The sequence below is a fragment of the Enterobacter kobei genome (assembly GCF_001729765.1).
GTDB lineage: Bacteria > Pseudomonadota > Gammaproteobacteria > Enterobacterales > Enterobacteriaceae > Enterobacter > Enterobacter kobei.
The window spans coordinates 512,858-529,375 of record NZ_CP017181.1; the positions used below are offsets into that span (position 1 = coordinate 512,858).

Annotated in this window: 13 protein-coding genes; 7 read left to right on the forward strand and 6 right to left on the reverse strand. The window is 60.9% G+C overall.

Going from position 1 to position 16,518, the window contains the following annotated elements; all coding sequences use genetic code 11:
* Positions 1-31: 31 nt before the first annotated feature.
* The 4 genes from BFV64_RS02465 to BFV64_RS02480 are packed head-to-tail and all read right to left on the reverse strand — an operon-like array spanning position 32 to position 4,778.
* A complete protein-coding gene (locus BFV64_RS02465; RefSeq protein ID WP_069601666.1) occupies positions 32-853 on the reverse strand; it encodes an alpha/beta fold hydrolase in 822 nt (273 codons plus the stop codon).
* Positions 854-883: 30 nt separating this feature from the next.
* Positions 884-2,503 carry an MFS transporter gene (locus BFV64_RS02470; RefSeq protein ID WP_069601667.1) on the reverse strand — a complete coding sequence of 540 codons (1,620 nt, stop codon included), beginning with the start codon at positions 2,501-2,503 and terminating at the stop codon, positions 884-886.
* Positions 2,500-2,907: a DoxX family protein gene (locus BFV64_RS02475; protein ID WP_014882379.1), complete on the reverse strand. Its 408-nt coding sequence runs from the start codon at positions 2,905-2,907 to the stop codon at positions 2,500-2,502. The genes BFV64_RS02470 and BFV64_RS02475 overlap by 4 nt, the downstream gene beginning before the upstream one ends.
* The gene (locus BFV64_RS02480) at positions 2,907-4,778 is read right to left on the reverse strand and encodes an amidohydrolase (RefSeq protein ID WP_069601668.1); all 1,872 of its coding nucleotides are present in this window, start codon (positions 4,776-4,778) and stop codon (positions 2,907-2,909) included. Before BFV64_RS02480 ends, BFV64_RS02475 begins: the two co-directional genes overlap by 1 nt.
* Before the next feature lie 217 nt (positions 4,779-4,995).
* On the opposite strand from BFV64_RS02480, the gene BFV64_RS02485 reads away from it, so the two are divergent.
* From BFV64_RS02485 to BFV64_RS02505, 5 genes are all read left to right on the forward strand, one after another.
* The gene (locus tag BFV64_RS02485) at positions 4,996-5,682 is read left to right on the forward strand and encodes a hydrolase (protein ID WP_023331928.1); all 687 of its coding nucleotides are present in this window, start codon (positions 4,996-4,998) and stop codon (positions 5,680-5,682) included.
* 61 nt (positions 5,683-5,743) lie between these two features.
* Positions 5,744-5,959 (forward strand): DUF1427 family protein, encoded by a 216-nt coding sequence (locus BFV64_RS02490; protein WP_014882382.1) that lies wholly within the window; start codon positions 5,744-5,746, stop codon positions 5,957-5,959.
* Positions 5,956-6,216, forward strand: coding sequence for a XapX domain-containing protein (locus tag BFV64_RS02495; RefSeq protein ID WP_014882383.1), 261 nt, complete (start codon positions 5,956-5,958; stop codon positions 6,214-6,216). The genes BFV64_RS02490 and BFV64_RS02495 overlap by 4 nt, the downstream gene beginning before the upstream one ends.
* Before the next feature lie 23 nt (positions 6,217-6,239).
* Positions 6,240-6,620, forward strand: coding sequence for a response regulator transcription factor (locus BFV64_RS02500; protein ID WP_014882384.1), 381 nt, complete (start codon positions 6,240-6,242; stop codon positions 6,618-6,620).
* Positions 6,621-6,629: 9 nt separating this feature from the next.
* Complete coding sequence (locus BFV64_RS02505; RefSeq protein WP_069601669.1) at positions 6,630-12,215, forward strand: trifunctional serine/threonine-protein kinase/ATP-binding protein/sensor histidine kinase; 5,586 nt, start codon at positions 6,630-6,632, stop codon at positions 12,213-12,215.
* Here BFV64_RS02505 and BFV64_RS02510 read toward each other — a convergent pair whose 3' ends face one another.
* Positions 12,216-12,833, reverse strand: a complete 618-nt coding sequence (locus BFV64_RS02510; protein ID WP_023338979.1) for a response regulator transcription factor — start codon at positions 12,831-12,833, stop codon at positions 12,216-12,218.
* A 275-nt stretch (positions 12,834-13,108) separates the two neighbouring features.
* Between BFV64_RS02510 and BFV64_RS02515 the strand changes: the two genes are divergently transcribed.
* Positions 13,109-13,711 carry an ATP-dependent Clp protease proteolytic subunit gene (locus tag BFV64_RS02515; protein ID WP_014882387.1) on the forward strand — a complete coding sequence of 201 codons (603 nt, stop codon included), beginning with the start codon at positions 13,109-13,111 and terminating at the stop codon, positions 13,709-13,711.
* Between the two features lie 134 nt (positions 13,712-13,845).
* The gene (locus tag BFV64_RS02520) at positions 13,846-14,967 is read left to right on the forward strand and encodes a ribosomal protein uL16 3-hydroxylase (protein WP_023331930.1); all 1,122 of its coding nucleotides are present in this window, start codon (positions 13,846-13,848) and stop codon (positions 14,965-14,967) included.
* A 61-nt stretch (positions 14,968-15,028) separates the two neighbouring features.
* Here BFV64_RS02520 and BFV64_RS02525 read toward each other — a convergent pair whose 3' ends face one another.
* A complete protein-coding gene (locus tag BFV64_RS02525) occupies positions 15,029-16,447 on the reverse strand; it encodes an aminotransferase-like domain-containing protein (RefSeq protein WP_069601670.1) in 1,419 nt (472 codons plus the stop codon).
* Positions 16,448-16,518 lie beyond the last annotated feature (71 nt).

The following is a 16,518-nucleotide window of genomic DNA, read 5'->3' on the forward strand; positions in this document are numbered from 1 at the left end:
GCATGCCGGAACGACATGCCCTCATATGACATTACAGCGACTTCACAAACGCCAGCAGATCTTCGTTGAGCTGGTCCTGGTGGGTCAGCGCAAAGCCGTGCGGCGCGTTGTCGTACACCTTCAGCGTGGCGTTTTTGATCATCTCTGCCGCCAGCTTGCCGGTGCTTTCAAACGGCACGATCTGGTCGTTACTGCCGTGAATCACCAGCGTCGGCACGTCGATTTTCGCCATATCCGGGCGGAAGTCGGTTTCGCCGAACGCGGTCACGCAGTCGATGGTGCCTTTCAGCGATGCCAGCAGGGCAATGTTCAGCGTCTGGGTCAGGGCACCGGCAGAAACGGTTTGTCCGGCGTTGGTACCGTAGAACGGGGTGGCGAAGTCGCTGATGAACTGGGCGCGATCTTTACGCAGTCCGTCGCGAATGCCGTCGAATACGCTTTGATCCACACCCTGCGGGAAGGAGTCGGATTTACCGAAGATCGGCGTGACCGCGCCCAGCAGCGCCAGACCGGCGACGCGCGCGCTGCCGTAGTTATTGATGTAACGGGTCACGTCGCCGCCGCCCATGGAGAAGCCCACCAGCGTCACGTCGCGCAGATCCAGGGTGGTGATCAGGTCATTGATGTCGGACGCAAAGGTGTCGTAGTCGTAACCGTTCCACGGCTGATCCGAGCGGCCAAACCCGCGACGGTCAAAGGCGATGGCACGGAAGCCGCGCTCGGCCAGGTAGTTCAGTTGGCTGTCCCACATGTCGCCGTCCAGCGGCCAGCCGTGGCTGAAGAGAACCGGTTTACCCGCGCCACAGTCTTTGTAGTAAATCTGCGTGCCGTCTTTTGCCTTAAACGTTGCCATAGTGTGTTCCTGTACAGGTGATGGTTATGGTTATACCGGCGCGACCAGGTAGCGAATAGCCGGTGAGGTTGTGCCCTGATGAAAAGCCAGAACGCGGCTCTGCAGCAGGAGGTCATTCATGGTGTGGCGCTCCTGCTGCCGCAGATGCTCAATCCACGAGCCCATCAGGAAGGTCTCGATAAACAGACCGGGGCGCTCGATATCTTCATATACCGCCCAGCTCATCGCCCCGGCGCGGCGGCGCACCCGACGCAGCTCGTGGACCGTCTCCAGGAAGGCTTTGGCGTGTTGCGGGTCGATGAGGTACTCGTGCGAGACCAGCACCGGGCCGCGTTCGTTCGGCAGGTCAATCTCCACGCCGTCCAGCGGCTGACCGCTCAGGTCGAGGTTCAGGTCCGGATCTTTCTCCAGCTTCCAGCGGAACACCGTCGCGCTCGCCAGCACCATCCCCAGCGTGGCGACAAGCAGCGAGGTTGGGGTACCGAACCGGGAGGCGATCTGCCCCCAGAGGGCGCTGCCCGCGGTCATCGAGCCGAAGAACACCGTCAGATACACCGCCAGCGCGCGGGCCTTCACCCAGCGGGCGGCGCTGCGCTGTGCGCCGAGATTGAGGGTGGAGAGCACCGCAATCCACGCGAAGCCGGTGAAAAACTCAAACAGGTTAAGCAGCCAGACGTGGCGCACAAACGCCAGCGCCAGCATGGTAAGGGCAAAGGTCAGGCTGGCGGCCACCATCAGGCGGTCGGCATTCAGCCGCTGGCGCAGGCGCGGCAGCAGAATCGCACCGGCAATCGCCCCCAGGCCAATGCACGCCAGCATTACGCCGTAACCCGCCGGGCCTAAGCCCAGCTCGCGGCGCGCCACCAGCGGCAGTAACGCCCAGCCCGCGCTGCCGAAAACGAAGAAGGCCACGGTGCGCACCAGCACGTTGCGCAGCACCGGCGCGGCGTGCACGTAGCGAATGCCGGATCGCACCGCCGAGAAGAAATGCTCCGGCGGCAGACGCTGCATGGTCGGGGCCTGACGCCAGCGCCACAGCACCCACGCCACACCGACCACGGACAGCGCGTTCAGGGCAAACACCATCCACGGCCCGGCGAGCGACAGCAGAAAACCACCCAGCGCGGGACCAATCGCCCGGCTGATGTTTACCCCGAGCGAGTTCAGCGCCACGGCGGCACCCAGCTCGGGCTTGCTCACCAGGTCCGGCACCACGGCCTGAAACGGCGGCGAGCTCATCGCCGCGCCGACGCTCAGCAGAAACGTCGCCACCAGCAGAACGGCGGGGGTGACGTGTCCGGTGAAGGAGAGCACCGTCAGCCCGGCGGCGGCGATAAACACCCACAGCTGGGAGAAGAGCAGGTATTTACGCCGATCGACGATATCCGCCATTACCCCGGACGGCAGGGCGAAGAGGAACATCGGCAGGCTGCTGGCCGCCTGCACCAGCGCGATGTCCAGCGGATCGGCGCTCAGGGTCAGCATGCTCCAGTTGATGCCGACGTCGCTCATCCATGAGCCGACGTTAGAGACCACCGTGGCGATCCACAGCATCCTGAACACCGGCTGGCTTAGCGGCTGCCAGGGCGAAACCGTTGATGTGTGCGTCGTCTCGACGTGTGCGTCGCGAACGTCGTTAACCTGGGTCATGCGAACCTCTCCGCTGCCTTACGCTGCAATCGCCACTGGCCCGGCCCGGTGAGGGCAAGGGTGGTGAAGATAATCAGCAGCAGCCAGCCAAACTGCCCTTCGGCAATCGACCAGTTCGGGTGCACCGCCAGCATCGCCACCAGCAGCACGGCGATAATCGGCAGGCACGCCAGGCGGGTATACACGCCCGCAATGATAAACAGCGGGCAAATTACCTCGGCGACGATGGCCGGGATCAGGCTGGCATAGGGCCCGAAGCCGAACGGATCTTCAATACGCGTCAGCTCTTCACTGAAGTGCAGTACCTTTGGCAGGCCGTGCACGTACAGCAGCAGCAGGCTGCCGGTCAGGCGCAGGAAGAACAGCCCCAGGTCAACCCGGGGCGGAGCAAGCGTGTTTTTCATCAGAATGCAAAGCAGCTGCAGCCCAGCGCCCCCCAGAAAGCGTTATCGTCGGACACCGGTATTTCTGACGTGCGGGCAAAATCATGCTGGTGGCTGTGAACCCCGCACGGGCCGCTGCAGTGGTGAACGGCGCTCATGCCCACGCGTGCGGCCTGCGGCGGCGCGCTGCGGTAGTGGCCCGGTACTTTCACGACCGGGGACCAGTCGGGCAGAACCGGAATGGCGGGCGGCGCGAGCGGGCCAAAGGTGCCTGCCGCGTAGACGATATCGCCGTTGACCACCGTCAGGACGGACTCGATGCCCTTGATCTCCTCTTCCGGCACGCGGAAGTAGTCTTTGCTGAGTACGGCCAGGTCGGCGAGCTGGCCGACCTTGATCTGCCCCTTCTGATTCTGCTCGCTGGAGAACCACGCGCTGCCCTGGGTCCAGAGCATCAGGGCGGTATCGCGATCCAGACGGGCGCTGTGGTCGTACATCTGCATCCCGCCGACGGTACGGCCGGAGACCAGCCAGTAGAGCGCGATCCACGGGTTGTAGCTCGCCACGCGGGTGGCGTCCGTACCTAAGCCCACCGGTACGCCGGTCTCCAGCATTTTCGCCACCGGCGGTGTATGGCGGGTGGCTTCGATGCCGTAACGTTCGGCAAAGTACTCGCCCTGGAAGGCCATACGGTGCTGGACGGCAATGCCGCCCCCGAGCGCTTTGATGCGGTCGATGTTGGCCTGGGTGACGGTTTCCGCGTGGTCAAAGAACCAGTGCAGGCCGTTGAACGGAATGTCGCGGTTCACCTTCTCGAAGACGTCCAGCATGCGGCTGATGGATTCGTTATAGGTGGCGTGCAGGCGGAACGGCCAGCGGTGCTCCACCAGATGGCGCACCACGCGCTCCAGCTCGTCCTCCATGCCCGGCGCGAGATCCGGGCGAGGTTCGAGGAAATCTTCAAAATCGGCGGCGGAGAAGACCAGCATCTCGCCCGCGCCGTTATGGCGGAAGAAGTCGCTGCCCTGGCCCGGCGTGAGCATGTCGGTCCATTTCTCAAAGTCCTCCAGCTCGTGGCCCGGACGCTGGGTAAACAGGTTGTAGGCGATGCGGATGGTCATCTGCTTTTTCTCGTGCAGCTCGGCAATCACCTCGTAATCTTCCGGGTAGTTCTGGAAGCCGCCGCCCGCGTCGATGGCGCTGGTCAGCCCCAGACGGTTCAGCTCGCGCATGAACTGACGGGTGGAGTTAACCTGCTGCTCCAGCGGCAGCTTCGGTCCTTTGGCCAGCGTGGCGTAGAGGATCATGGCGTTCGGGCGCGCAATCAGCATCCCGGTTGGGTTGCCGTTGGCGTCGCGCTGGATCTCGCCGCCCGGCGGGTTCGGCGTGTCTTTGGTATAGCCGACCACCTTCAGCGCGGCGCGGTTGAGCAGGGCGCGGTCATAGAGGTGCAGGATGAAAACCGGGGTGTCCGGGGCGGCGGCGTTGATCTCGTCCAGCGTCGGCATGCGGCGTTCGGCAAACTGGAACTCGGTCCAGCCGCCCACCACGCGTACCCACTGCGGCGATGGCGTGCGCAGGGCCTGCTCTTTCAGCATCCGCAGGGCATCGGCCAGCGACGGCACGCCTTCCCAGCGCAGCTCGAGGTTGTAGTTCAGCCCGCCGCGAATGAGGTGCAGGTGTGAATCGTTCAGCCCGGGGATGGCGGTGTGGCCTTTCAAATCGACCACTTTCGTACCGTCGCAATGATGTTGCATCACCTCAGCGACGGTACCCACTTCCAGAAATTTTCCATCGCGCACGGCAACGGCTTCCGCGATGGGGTTCTCGCGATCGACGGTATGAAACTGGCCATTAACCAGAATGAGATCGGCTTTACCGAGGGTAACCATAACTGCTCCTGACTGAGAGGGGAATGGTCAGGATTATGGGAACCGGTTTCGGCAAAGATCCAGTTATACAATAGGATAGGTATACCAAAGTATAACTATACCTAAGGTTAACTATACGAAGAGATAATTACGCCCAGGGGCGATAAACCGCAGGATGAGGGTGACTTTATCGCCGTGCGCTCACGGCGATTTCTCCCCTTAACCACTGGAAAATGCTATGACCTCTTCAAAGCTCGAAGTGTTAACCCCTGCGAACTGTCAGATAATCTTTATCGATCACCAGCCACAGATGGCGTTTGGCGTGCAGTCTATTGACCGCCAGGTGCTGAAAAATAACACCGTGGCGCTGGCGAAAGCGGCGAAAGTCTTCAATATCCCGACCATCATCACCACCGTAGAGACCGAAAGCTTCTCCGGTAACACCTATCCGGAACTGCTGGACGTGTTCCCGGGCCAGGACATTCTGGAGCGTACCTCCATGAACTCCTGGGACGACCAGAAAGTGCGTGACGCGCTGAAGGCCAACGGCAAGAAGAAGGTGGTGGTAGCAGGTCTGTGGACCGAAGTGTGCAACAACAGCTTTGCCCTGTGCGCGATGCTGGAAGGCGATTATGAAATTTACATGGTGGCGGATGCCTCCGGCGGCACGTCAAAAGAAGCCCACGACTTCGCGATGCAGCGCATGATCCAGGCGGGCGTGATCCCGGTGACCTGGCAGCAGGTCATGCTGGAGTGGCAGCGCGACTGGGCGCGTAAAGAGACCTACACCGCGGTAATGGATATCGTGCGCGAGCACTCCGGCGCGTACGGCATGGGCGTCGATTACGCCTACACCATGGTGCACAAAGCGCCGTCTCGCCAGAAGAGCGAGCACCGCACCTTAGCGCCGGTCCCGGCTCGCTAAGCCCTGTCGGCGGGCTGGTCCCTCATCCGGCTCGCCGCTGCTTTTTTCTCTGGAGTTCACAATGAGTACTGGGCTGATATCCCTTGCGGCAGGCGTGTTGATTGGCCTGATGTATGCCGTGCTGAAGGTGCGCTCCCCCGCGCCGCCCGCGCTGGCGTTGATTGGCCTGCTGGGGATGCTGGCGGGTGAACAGGCGACGCGGCATCTGTTATCCCGCGACAGTGCGCCTGCACAGGTCACCGTTCCGGCAGCACCGCAGACAGGAGCATCATCATGAAAGCATGGATTATTTCGCTGGTGTGCGGCGTGGTAGCTGGGGTAATTTACGCTCTGCTCGACGTCCATTCGCCGGCACCGCCGGTTGTCGCCCTGCTTGGCCTGTTTGGCATGCTGGTGGGGGAGCAGCTCATCCCGGTGGGACGACGCTTAATGAGTCGCGAACCGCTGACCCTCGCCTGGTTTCGTCACGAATGCGTACCGAAAATCAGCGGCACGGCGCCCCCGGCGCCCGCGAAGGACACGCGCGACGTTTAATGATTTGTGAGAGGAAAGACCGCATGACGCTGCCGTGGCGCATTGCCATCATTGATGACGAACGTTCCGTCCGCAGCGGGTTGAGTAATCTCCTGGAGTCGGAAGGGTATTCGACCGATACGTTTGATTCGGCTGAGGGGTTTCTGAGCCATCCTCTCGCGCTGTCCGGCGCGGCGCTGGTGATCACCGATATCAAGCTGCGAGGCATGAGCGGCCTTGAGCTGTTCGACAAGCTGCGGCTGCTGGCCGTACCGCCACCCCCTGTACTCTTTATCTCCGGTCATGCTGATGAAAATATGCAGCGGTACGCCCTCAGTCTGGGCGCCGCTGCATTTTTGCGTAAGCCGATTAACATCGATATTCTGCTGGATCATATTCAGCGGGAGCTGGCCCGCCGACAATAAGGATCGCGGATGAACGAAAACGAGCAGCCTGCATTCTGGCCCGCCCAGGGAAATCTTCATCAGGGGCGGGTTTTTGTCCTTAAAGAGGATGTGATTTTTACCGTGCTGGCGCAGGAGGGCGGCATCGCCTGGATGAACGCACGTCATCCCCATTCCGGCGGCTCCTTCATCATTGCCACCGCGGTGAGCGACGAAGAGGAAGAGCGGGCCACCCGGCTGCTGAAAAACGAGTTTGCGCTGCGCGACGTGCTCCATGACAGCTGGGCCATTCGCGCCGTCGCCTCTACCCAGTACCGGGGGCGTTTCGCGCTGGTTTACGCCCCGTTTTCGTTTGAGCTGCTGGCGCGACGCGCGGGCAGGGCGATCTCCGGGATTGCGCGCTTTATCGAGCTGGCGATCCAGATCTGCGTCCCCCTGCGCCAGATGCATCTGCAAAACCTGATCCACGGCGATATCAAACCCGGCAGTATTTTTGTTTATCACGATGCCACCTGCCGTCTGGGCAGCTTTGGCCTCTCCTGCCGTTTTTCCGATGCCTTCTCGCAGACCCGTCTTACCGTTTCAGGCGGTACCCCCGCCTGGATGTCGCCGGAACATACCACCCGCACCCGTCGCCCCGTCGACAGCCGCAGCGATCTCTACAGCCTCGGCATGGTGCTGTATGAACTTCTGACCGGGCGCCTGCCGTTTGAACTGGGCGCGGACGATCAGACCAACTGGGCACACTACCATATTGCCTCGGAGCCGCTGGCCCCGGACGTGATACGCCCGGACGTGCCGGGAATGCTCTCGACCATCCTCCTCAAGCTGCTGGAAAAGCATCCTGATAACCGCTATCAGACGGTGGACGGGCTGATTGCCGACCTGCGACGCTGCCAGGCGACGTTGACCGGTGAGGGCGAGATCGCCCCCTTTACTCCCGGTCAGCAGGATCGCACCCCGGCGATCCATCTGGCGGATTCCCTGTTCGCGACGCATCCGCAGGCGAATGACGTCATTGCCGCGTTTGAGCGGGTCGGGCAGAGCCGGGTGCCAGAGCTGGTAACGATCGGCGGACCGTCAGGGATCGGGAAATCCTCGATCATCGCGACGGCGCTTAAAACGCTGCAGCAGCGTACGGTGCTGCTGGCGGTAGGCAAGGTGGACCAGTTTTCGCCGTCACTGCCTTACGGCGTGCTAAGTTCCGCGTTTCGCACCCTGACGTTGCACCTGCTGGGGCTGCCCTCAGACGACGTGGCGAAGTGGAAAATCCGCCTCTCGCGCGCGCTGGAGGGCCACGAGGCGCTCGCTGTCAGTCTTGTGCCTGAACTGGGGCTGCTGCTTGAGAGCAAACCGCGCTTCTCGCCGGATACGTTTTCCATTGATGCCCGGGCGCGCTTCAGCCATATGGTGCTGGCGCTGGTCAAAACCTTTGCCTCTCAGGGCTGCCCGCTGGTGCTGGTGCTTGACGATCTTCAGTGGAGCGACGCCGCCAGCCTGCATACGCTCAAATACCTGCTGGTGAACAGCGGGGCAATCCCGCTGCTGGTGGTGGTTGCTTACCGGGATATCTGTTCGTTATCCGATGCCACTTTACAAGCGCTGCTGACGAGTCTTCCGGAAGCGGCGCTAAACGCGAGCGAAATTGTCCCTCAGGCGCTGTCCGTGAAAGCGGTAGCGCGCTGGCTGGCGACGCTGTTTCGAACCCGCAGCACGGCGACGTCTGACCTCGCCACGCTGATCCATGAAAAAACCGGGGGCAACCCGCTCTTTGTGCATGAGTTTTTCCGCCGCATTGTTGATGACGGGCTGGTGGTGCATAACAAATATCAGGATAAGTGGCACTACGATCTGCAGGCGATTCGCGCCCGGCATTACACCGAAAACGTCGTCACCCTGGTGCTGGAGCAGCTCGAAGAGTTGCCCGACGAGACGCGTCGCCTGCTGGGGAGTTTTGCCTGCCTCGGCGGCAAGGGCGAGATGGAGATGATATGCCGCGTTGTCGGCATGTCGATGGCGGAAATGCGCTATGCGCTCCATCCGGCGGTCATGGCGCAGCTCATCGTGCTGACGGAAAAAGAGTACGCCTTCACCCACGACAGGGTGCAGGAAGCCGCCTTCGCGCTGCTGGATCCGCATGAGAAAAGCCACCTTCATCTGACCACCGCCAGCCTGCTGGCCGATGCCGCGCGGCAGGCTGCGGGAAACGAACTGCTTTTCCGCGCCGTTCACCATGTTACGGCCGCACTGGACAGCATTCAGCCCGCTCCGCAGCGGCAGATGTTCCGCGAGCTGAGCCTGCTGGCCGCGCGCCGGGCGAAACGCACGGGCGATTATCTTTCGGCACTGAGCTACATCCAGACGGCGAGAGCGCTGGGCAATGCCGGGGTGGTGTCAGACTTTGTGCTGGATATTGAAGAGGCGGGCTGCGAGTTTGCGCTCGGCCATCTGGAGCGGACCCGCGAGCTGTGCGATGCGATCCTGGGCTGCCCCGGCGGGCTGACCGAAAAAGCGCTGGCGGCCAACCTGCTGGTGGAAGTCTATATTCGCCAGTCGGATAGCCGTCTGGCGCTGGAGGCGGCGCTCTGCTGGCTGGGTATTTTTGGTATTCAGATTGGCCGCCATCCGGAAGATGCCGACTGCGATGCTGCCTGGAAAGACTTCTGTAACCGCACGGGCGACGCGCCGCAAAGCCGCTATGCCCAGCTCTCGCGGATGGAAAATCCGGAAACGGAAGCGGTAATGAACCTGCTCTACAGCGCCAGCATTTGCGCCAGCTTCATCTGTCCGCGTCTGCACTTTTTGCTGCTCTGCCGCATGATGCACCTGACCCTCGACCACGGCATCACCGGCGCCTCCACCACGGCGATGGCCTGGTTTGGCGTGTTGATCGGCCACCGCTATGCCGAGTATCGCCTCGGGTTCCAGTACGGCACGCTGGCCCGCGAGCTGGTCAATCGCCACGGCTACGATGCGTATGAAGCGAAAACCCTGCTGCCGCTCGATCAGCTCAGCGTCTGGACTCAGCCGCTGTCGTTCACCATTGAGTGCGCAAAAGCCTGCTTCACCGCGGCGGTGACCCACGGTGATATGACGATGGCCTGCTTCGCGGCCTGCCACCAGGCCATTAACTTCCTCTCTCGGGGCGATCATCTCGACGGGGTGCTGACCAGCATCGATCGCGGCCTGGCCTTTGTGCGGAAAACCCACTTCCAGGACGTTGAGACCATTTTGATGGTTCAGCGCGGCTACGTTGAGTTTTTACGCACGCCGGTGATCGGCACCTGGACCGCCTCGCAGGTGCTGCCGGAGGCGCTGCTGCCTGCTTCGCCAGAGCAGGCTCCGGAACAGACGTCGACCATGCTGTTCTGGTACTGGCTCTATCGCGGTATGGCGCACTTTACCTGCGGCGAATTTGCCGATGCGCAGGCGGATCTTGAGATGGCGGGCTGGTACGCGTGGTCTGCGCCTGGCCATATCCATCTGCTGGATTACCATCTCTACAGCGCCCTGGCGCTTTCCCGCCAGCTAACGCCGGAGACGTTCTCGGCGAATCATCGACGCAGTATTCACGCTCACTACGACAAAATTGCCCTCTGGGCGCGCATTAATCCGGGGACGTTTGCGGATAAAGAAGCGCTGATTTACGCCGAAATCGTGCGTCTGGACGGCATGAACAGCATTGCGCTTGAGCAGTATGAGAAAGCGGTCCGGCTGTCACGCGAGGGCGGCTTTAATCCGATTAACGCCCTGGCGCACGAGCTGGCGGGTCGCTTTTCGCTGTCCTGCGGTTACCCGACCGCGTCAGATGCGCATTTTCGCGGCGCCATTGCCGCCTGGGGCCGTGCCGGGGCACAGGCTAAGGTGCGCCAGCTGGAGCAGGATTTCCCGCATCTGCTGGCCTCTGGACAGGCCAGCGCCTATGACACGGTAGCGTTTGCCCAGAATGAAGTGATCCGCGATTTGCAGAGCGTGATCAAAGCCTCACGCGCCCTGTCGGAAGAGATCAACCTTGAGCGGCTCATCGAAAACCTGATGACGCTGCTGCTCGAACGTGCCGGGGCGCAGCGCGGCCTGCTGCTTCGCGTGAGCGATAACCTGATTCCGGAGATCGAAGCCAGCGCGTGGACCAGCACCGATGGCGTGCGGGTGCGGATCCTGAAGGACGTACCGGTAGCGACCGACATGCCGCTGTCGGTGCTGGCGGCGGTGATCCGCACCGGACAGGAGATCCGCACCGGTAAACCGGAGGAGTTCCATCCCTTCAGTCAGGATCCCTACCTGGTGACCTCGGGGGCGGCCGTGATGTGCGTTCCTATGTTCAAACAGGCGCGGCTGGTGGGGGTGCTCTATCTGGAAAACCGCCTGATGCCGGAGGTCTTCACCGCCGAGCACTCTCGCGTGGTGAGCCTGCTGGGGGCGCAGGCTGCGGTCTCTCTGGAGACGGCGCGTCTGTACGCCGAACTGCTGGCGGAGAACATCCAGCGCCGACGCGTGGAAAAAGAGCTGCGCGCCAGCCAGAACTCGCTGATGCTGGGTGAGCAGATCAGCCACACCGGTAGCTGGCGCTGGGAGCTGGAGCAGGATCTGATGTTTATGTCCGAAGAGTACGCCCGTATTCTCGGCCTGCCCGAGCAGCAAAAGATGATCTCCATGGCGGAGTTTTTGACCTTCGTCCATGAGGATGATTACGCCCGCATCAGCGCCATTGTCACCCAGAGCGTGCGCGAGGGGCTCTCTATGCGCGCGGAGTTTCGTATTAAGCGTACCGACGGTTCCACGCGCTATATCCTCGGGATTGGCGATCCGGTGGGCGTGGGCAGTGAGGTGAACGAGTATTACGGCATCATTACCGATATCACCAGTCAGCGCGCCGCAGAGGATGCCATGCGGGTGGCGCAGGCGGAACTGGCGCGGGTGTCGCGTGCCACCACGGTCGGTCAGTTAACCTCTTCCATCGCCCACGAGATCAACCAGCCGCTGATGTCGATCGTCTCTAACGCCGGGGCAAGCCTGCGCTGGCTTAACCGTGAACCCGCCCGGCTGGATAAAGTGCGGGAAGGGCTGGAGGAGATCGCCGCGGAAGGTGCCCGGGCGGGGGAGATCATCCGCAGCATTCAGTCCCTGACCCGCAAGCAGGATCCGACCTTCGCGCGTATCGATCTCCACTATCTGATCCACCACATTATTACCCTTTCCCGCAGCGAGCTGGAGCAGAGACACATCAGCGTGGATTATCTGTTAAACGCCGGTGACAGCTTTATCACCGGGGACAGCGTGCAGATCCAGCAGGTGCTGCTGAATCTGGTGATGAACGCCGTTGAGGCCATGGCGGAGGTTAACGATCGCCCCTGCATCATCACGCTCAGCACCGGCAACGCCGACGGGAACGTTATCGTCGAGATCGCCGATACCGGCAGCGGCATTGAGCCCGAGCGGCTGGAGAAGATTTTTGACTCGTTCTATTCCACCAAGGCGCAGGGAATGGGGATGGGGCTGACCATCAGCGCCAGCATCATTGAGCGACACAGAGGAAAACTGAGCGCGCGCCGCCGGGAGCCACACGGCACGGTGTTTGCGTTTGTGTTACCGCTTGCCGGGCAGGCAGGGGAGTAGTTAATCCGAAGGCTGGCTGTGGGTCAGGCGCTCAACGGCCCTGACCAGCTCCGCCACGGAGCGCACCTGCATTTTTTCCATTACGCGACGGCGATGCACTTTCACCGTGATCTCGCTGACGCCAAGCTCGGCGGCAATTTGCTTGTTCAGCATCCCGCTTATCGCCAGTGTTAACACCTCATGTTCCCGTGGCGTAAGGGACATGTGGCGCTGCTTCAGGGCGTAGTGCTCTTTGTTGCGCACGGCGTTGTTTTCCGCCAGCTGGAGCGCAGACTGAATGGCGTCGATCAGCGCGGTGGATTCAACGGGCTTGGTGAGAAATTCGTACGCGCCGCCTTTAATGGCGCGCACCGACATCGGGATAGTGCCGTGGCCGGTGAGAAAAATAATCGGGATGTCGCGCCCGCTGTCCTTGAGGGCGTCCGCTACGTCAAAACCTGAAATGGCGGGCATTTGCATATCGAGGATCACACACGACGGCAGATCCTCAAAACGGTGCTGAAGAAACGCCTCTGCTGATGAAAACCCCATGGCGTCTAAATCCGCCGATTCCAGCAGGCCGAGAACGGACTGCCTGACCGCGTCATCGTCGTCAACCACATACACAATGTGTTCCATTCACTGCCCCGGTGCTGAGTTAACTGTCGAGAAAATATACACGTCCCGTCATGTAAGAGACTGTTTCTGCTGACTTTCATCTTAACACATTAAATATCATTATCATTTAACAATATGATAACCGTATGAAGAGGAAGTATAGCGAACGGTTGTCGACTGGCGTGCCGTTTGCCTGCGCACGTTTCATCATCGTTCTCGCGATCTGTCTCTGAGGACTTTACCCCGTAAAACAGGCTACACTCTGGTTTTGAGCGCGACAAGCTGAGGAAACAACAATGCTCTACACACTGAAAGAAAGCGACAAGGATAAGGCGGAAGGGTCAAACGGCGCGGGCGCTCTGCAGCAAAAACTGCTGGAATCCCGTTCGATTGTGATCTCCGGGGAGATCAACCAGGAGCTGGCGCAGAAGGTGATCACCCAGATGATCCTGCTGCAAAGCGTCAGCAACGATCCGATCAAGCTGTATATCAACAGCCAGGGCGGCCACGTGGAAGCGGGTGACACCATCCACGACTTTATCAAATTCATCCGTCCGGAAGTGCACGTCATCGGTACCGGTTGGGTGGCGAGCGCGGGGATCACCATCTTCCTGGCGGCGAAAAAAGAGCACCGTTATTCCCTGCCTAATACCCGCTTTATGATCCACCAGCCGCTGGGCGGCGTGCGCGGTCAGGCAACGGATATTGAGATCGAAGCGCGCGAGATCATCCGCATGCTGGATCGCGTGAACAAGCTGATTGCTGACGCCACCGGCCAGCCGCTGGAGAAAGTGAAAAAAGACACCGACCGCAACTTCTGGATGTCGCCGGCAGAAGCGCTGGACTACGGCATTGTGGGCAAGCTGATTACCCACTATGACGAACTGAAGCTGGACTAAGTTTTAGCGCCGTATTGCGTCGGGTGACGGCAATGCCTTACCCGACCTACGCGAGCTGGTTTGACCCATGACAAGTTCCCCCTCCACCGTCTCCCCTATAATCGCGCCTGTTTCCCCTCTCACTGGTGCTACCCATGGCGTATCAACTGAACCTGAACTGGCCGGAATTTCTCGAAAAATACTGGCAAAAACAACCCGTAGTGCTGAAAAATGCCTTCCCGAATTTTGTCGATCCGATTACCCCGGACGAGCTGGCAGGTCTGGCGATGGAGCCGGAAGTCGACAGTCGTCTGGTGAGCCACGCTAACGGCAAATGGCAGGCCAGTAATGGTCCGTTTGAACACTTTGACGATCTGGGCGAAACGGGCTGGTCGCTGCTGGCGCAGGCGGTGAACCATTGGCATATGCCCGCGGCGGAACTGGTGCGTCCGTTCCGCGTTCTGCCGGACTGGCGACTTGACGATCTGATGATCTCCTTCTCCGTGCCGGGCGGCGGCGTGGGTCCGCATATCGATCAGTACGATGTGTTTATCATTCAGGGGATGGGCAGCCGCCGCTGGCGCGTGGGGGACAAGCTGCCGATGCGTCAGTTCTGCCCGCATCCGGCACTGCTGCATGTCGATCCGTTTGAGCCGATCATCGACGAAGATCTTGCGCCGGGCGATATCCTCTACATTCCACCAGGATTCCCGCACGACGGCTTTACCCACGAAACGGCGCTCAACTACTCCGTCGGCTTCCGCGGGCCGAACGGTCGCGATCTGATCAGCAGCTTCGCCGATTACGCGCTGGAAAACGATCTGGGCGGCGAGCACTATAGCGATCCGGATCTGACCTGTCGTGAACACCCGGGCCGCGTGGAGCAGTACGAGCTCGATCGCATTCGTCAGATGATGATCGAGATGATCAGCAAGCCGGATGATTTCACGAAATGGTTCGGCAGCTTTGTCTCGACGCCGCGCCACGAGCTGGATATTGCCGCCGCCGAGCCACCGTATGTGCCGGAAGAGGTGCTGGATGCGCTTCAGGGCGGCGAAACGCTGTCTCGCCTGAGCGGCCTGCGCGTGCTGAATATTAACGGCAGCTTCTTCATTAACAGCGAACAGCTTGAGACGGTGGATGCGAAGGCCGCGGATGCGCTGTGCCGCTACACCGAACTCGGCCAGGCCGAGCTGGGCGATGCGCTGAAAAACCCGGCGTTTGTTGAAGAGCTCACCGGGCTGATTAACCAGGGGTACTGGTACTTCGACGAGTAGTGCGGCACGGTTTTCTCCCTCTCCCTGTGGGAGAGGGTCGGGGTGAGGGCATCAGGCCGCACTAGCCCTCCTCCATCGCAATCACAATCGCTTCACCCATCTTCTTCAATGCCTCGCGATTTTTGTCCGTCGGCGGCAGCGCCACGTTGATGCGCAGGCAGTTGCGGTACTTCCCTGAAGCGGAAAACAGCGACCCGGCTGCGGCCTGGATCTTCAGCCGACACAGCTGCTTGCTGACGCACACCATATCCACCTTCTCCGGCAGCTCAACCCACAGCAGGAAGCTGCCCTGCGGGCGGGTCACGCAAATCCCTGCCGGAAAATACTGCCGTACCCAGCAGGTATAGGTTTCCATATTCTGCTGATAAATCTGGCGCATACGGCGGACGTGGCGATGGTAATGGCCGTCGCGAATGAACGCCGCCACCGCCATCTGCGTGCCCGGTACGTTAAACCCGCCCGCGGCGTATTTCATGTGCATCACCCGGTCGTAATAGCGTCCCGGCACAATCCAGCCCACGCGCAGACCCGGTGCCACGGTTTTGGTAAACGAGCTGCAGAGGATCACCCGGCCGTCGATATCCATCGAATGAATGGTTCGCGGACGCGGGTACTCCGCCGCCAGCTCGCCGTAGATATCATCTTCAACAATCACAATGTCGTGCCGCTGGGCGAGGGCTAAAACCTGCTTTTTCCGCGCTTCCGGCATGATAAACCCGAGCGGGTTATTGCAGTTGGGCACCAGAATCACCGCTTTGATCGGCCACTGCTCCAGCGCCAGCTCAAGCGCCTCAATGCTGATCCCGGTTTCCGGGTCGGTGGGAATTTCAATCGCCTTGATGTTAAACCCGCGCAACATCTGCATGGTGCCGTGAAACGACGGCGACTCCACCGCCACGATATCCCCCGGTTGACACACCGAGAGCAGGGCAATCGACAGCGCGCCGTGGCAGCCGTTGGTGATGACAATCTCGTTCGCTGCCACGGTGGAGCCGCCGTCCAGCATCAGGCGGGCGATCTGCTCGCGCAGCTCCGGGCGCCCGTCGAGCACGTCATAACTCAGCATCTCACCCGGATTATGCTGCGCGATGCGGCTCATCTCGCGCCACAGGGGCTTCAGGCTCGGCTGGTTAATGTCCGGCGAACCGCCGCCAAACGAGATCATCTCTTTGTCAGCGCGGGCGTCCAGCAGCATCATCACCTCATCCCACTGGGTGACGTCCACGGGGCGCTGCACCGGGCGCGTCATCGCCGGGACGGGCGGCTGGGCTTTACGCTGCGAAACAAAATAGCCGGAGCGCGGCTGGGGCGTAATCAGCTGGAGGTTTTCAAGGATTTGATAAGCCTGCTGTATGGTGCTGATGCTCACGCCGTGCTCCTGGCTCAGCGTGCGCACCGACGGCAGACGTTCGCCGCTGCGATACAGCCCTTGTTCAATGCGTTCTGCCAGGAGATTGGCCAGATGTTGATAGCGCGTCATGCTGTATCCTTTGTTTTCACCATACAGATTGTAAAACCAGTACAGATTGCCGTAAAAAATGCCATGCAGAT

Coding starts and splice junctions, on each gene's coding strand:
- BFV64_RS02465 (WP_069601666.1), bottom strand. CDS start 853: ATGGCAACGTTTAAGGCAAAAGACGGCACGCAGATTTACTACAAAGAC.
- BFV64_RS02470 (WP_069601667.1), bottom strand. CDS start 2,503: ATGACCCAGGTTAACGACGTTCGCGACGCACACGTCGAGACGACGCAC.
- BFV64_RS02475 (WP_014882379.1), bottom strand. CDS start 2,907: ATGAAAAACACGCTTGCTCCGCCCCGGGTTGACCTGGGGCTGTTCTTC.
- BFV64_RS02480 (WP_069601668.1), bottom strand. CDS start 4,778: ATGGTTACCCTCGGTAAAGCCGATCTCATTCTGGTTAATGGCCAGTTT.
- BFV64_RS02485 (WP_023331928.1), top strand. CDS start 4,996: ATGACCTCTTCAAAGCTCGAAGTGTTAACCCCTGCGAACTGTCAGATA.
- BFV64_RS02490 (WP_014882382.1), top strand. CDS start 5,744: ATGAGTACTGGGCTGATATCCCTTGCGGCAGGCGTGTTGATTGGCCTG.
- BFV64_RS02495 (WP_014882383.1), top strand. CDS start 5,956: ATGAAAGCATGGATTATTTCGCTGGTGTGCGGCGTGGTAGCTGGGGTA.
- BFV64_RS02500 (WP_014882384.1), top strand. CDS start 6,240: ATGACGCTGCCGTGGCGCATTGCCATCATTGATGACGAACGTTCCGTC.
- BFV64_RS02505 (WP_069601669.1), top strand. CDS start 6,630: ATGAACGAAAACGAGCAGCCTGCATTCTGGCCCGCCCAGGGAAATCTT.
- BFV64_RS02510 (WP_023338979.1), bottom strand. CDS start 12,833: ATGGAACACATTGTGTATGTGGTTGACGACGATGACGCGGTCAGGCAG.
- BFV64_RS02515 (WP_014882387.1), top strand. CDS start 13,109: ATGCTCTACACACTGAAAGAAAGCGACAAGGATAAGGCGGAAGGGTCA.
- BFV64_RS02520 (WP_023331930.1), top strand. CDS start 13,846: ATGGCGTATCAACTGAACCTGAACTGGCCGGAATTTCTCGAAAAATAC.
- BFV64_RS02525 (WP_069601670.1), bottom strand. CDS start 16,447: ATGACGCGCTATCAACATCTGGCCAATCTCCTGGCAGAACGCATTGAA.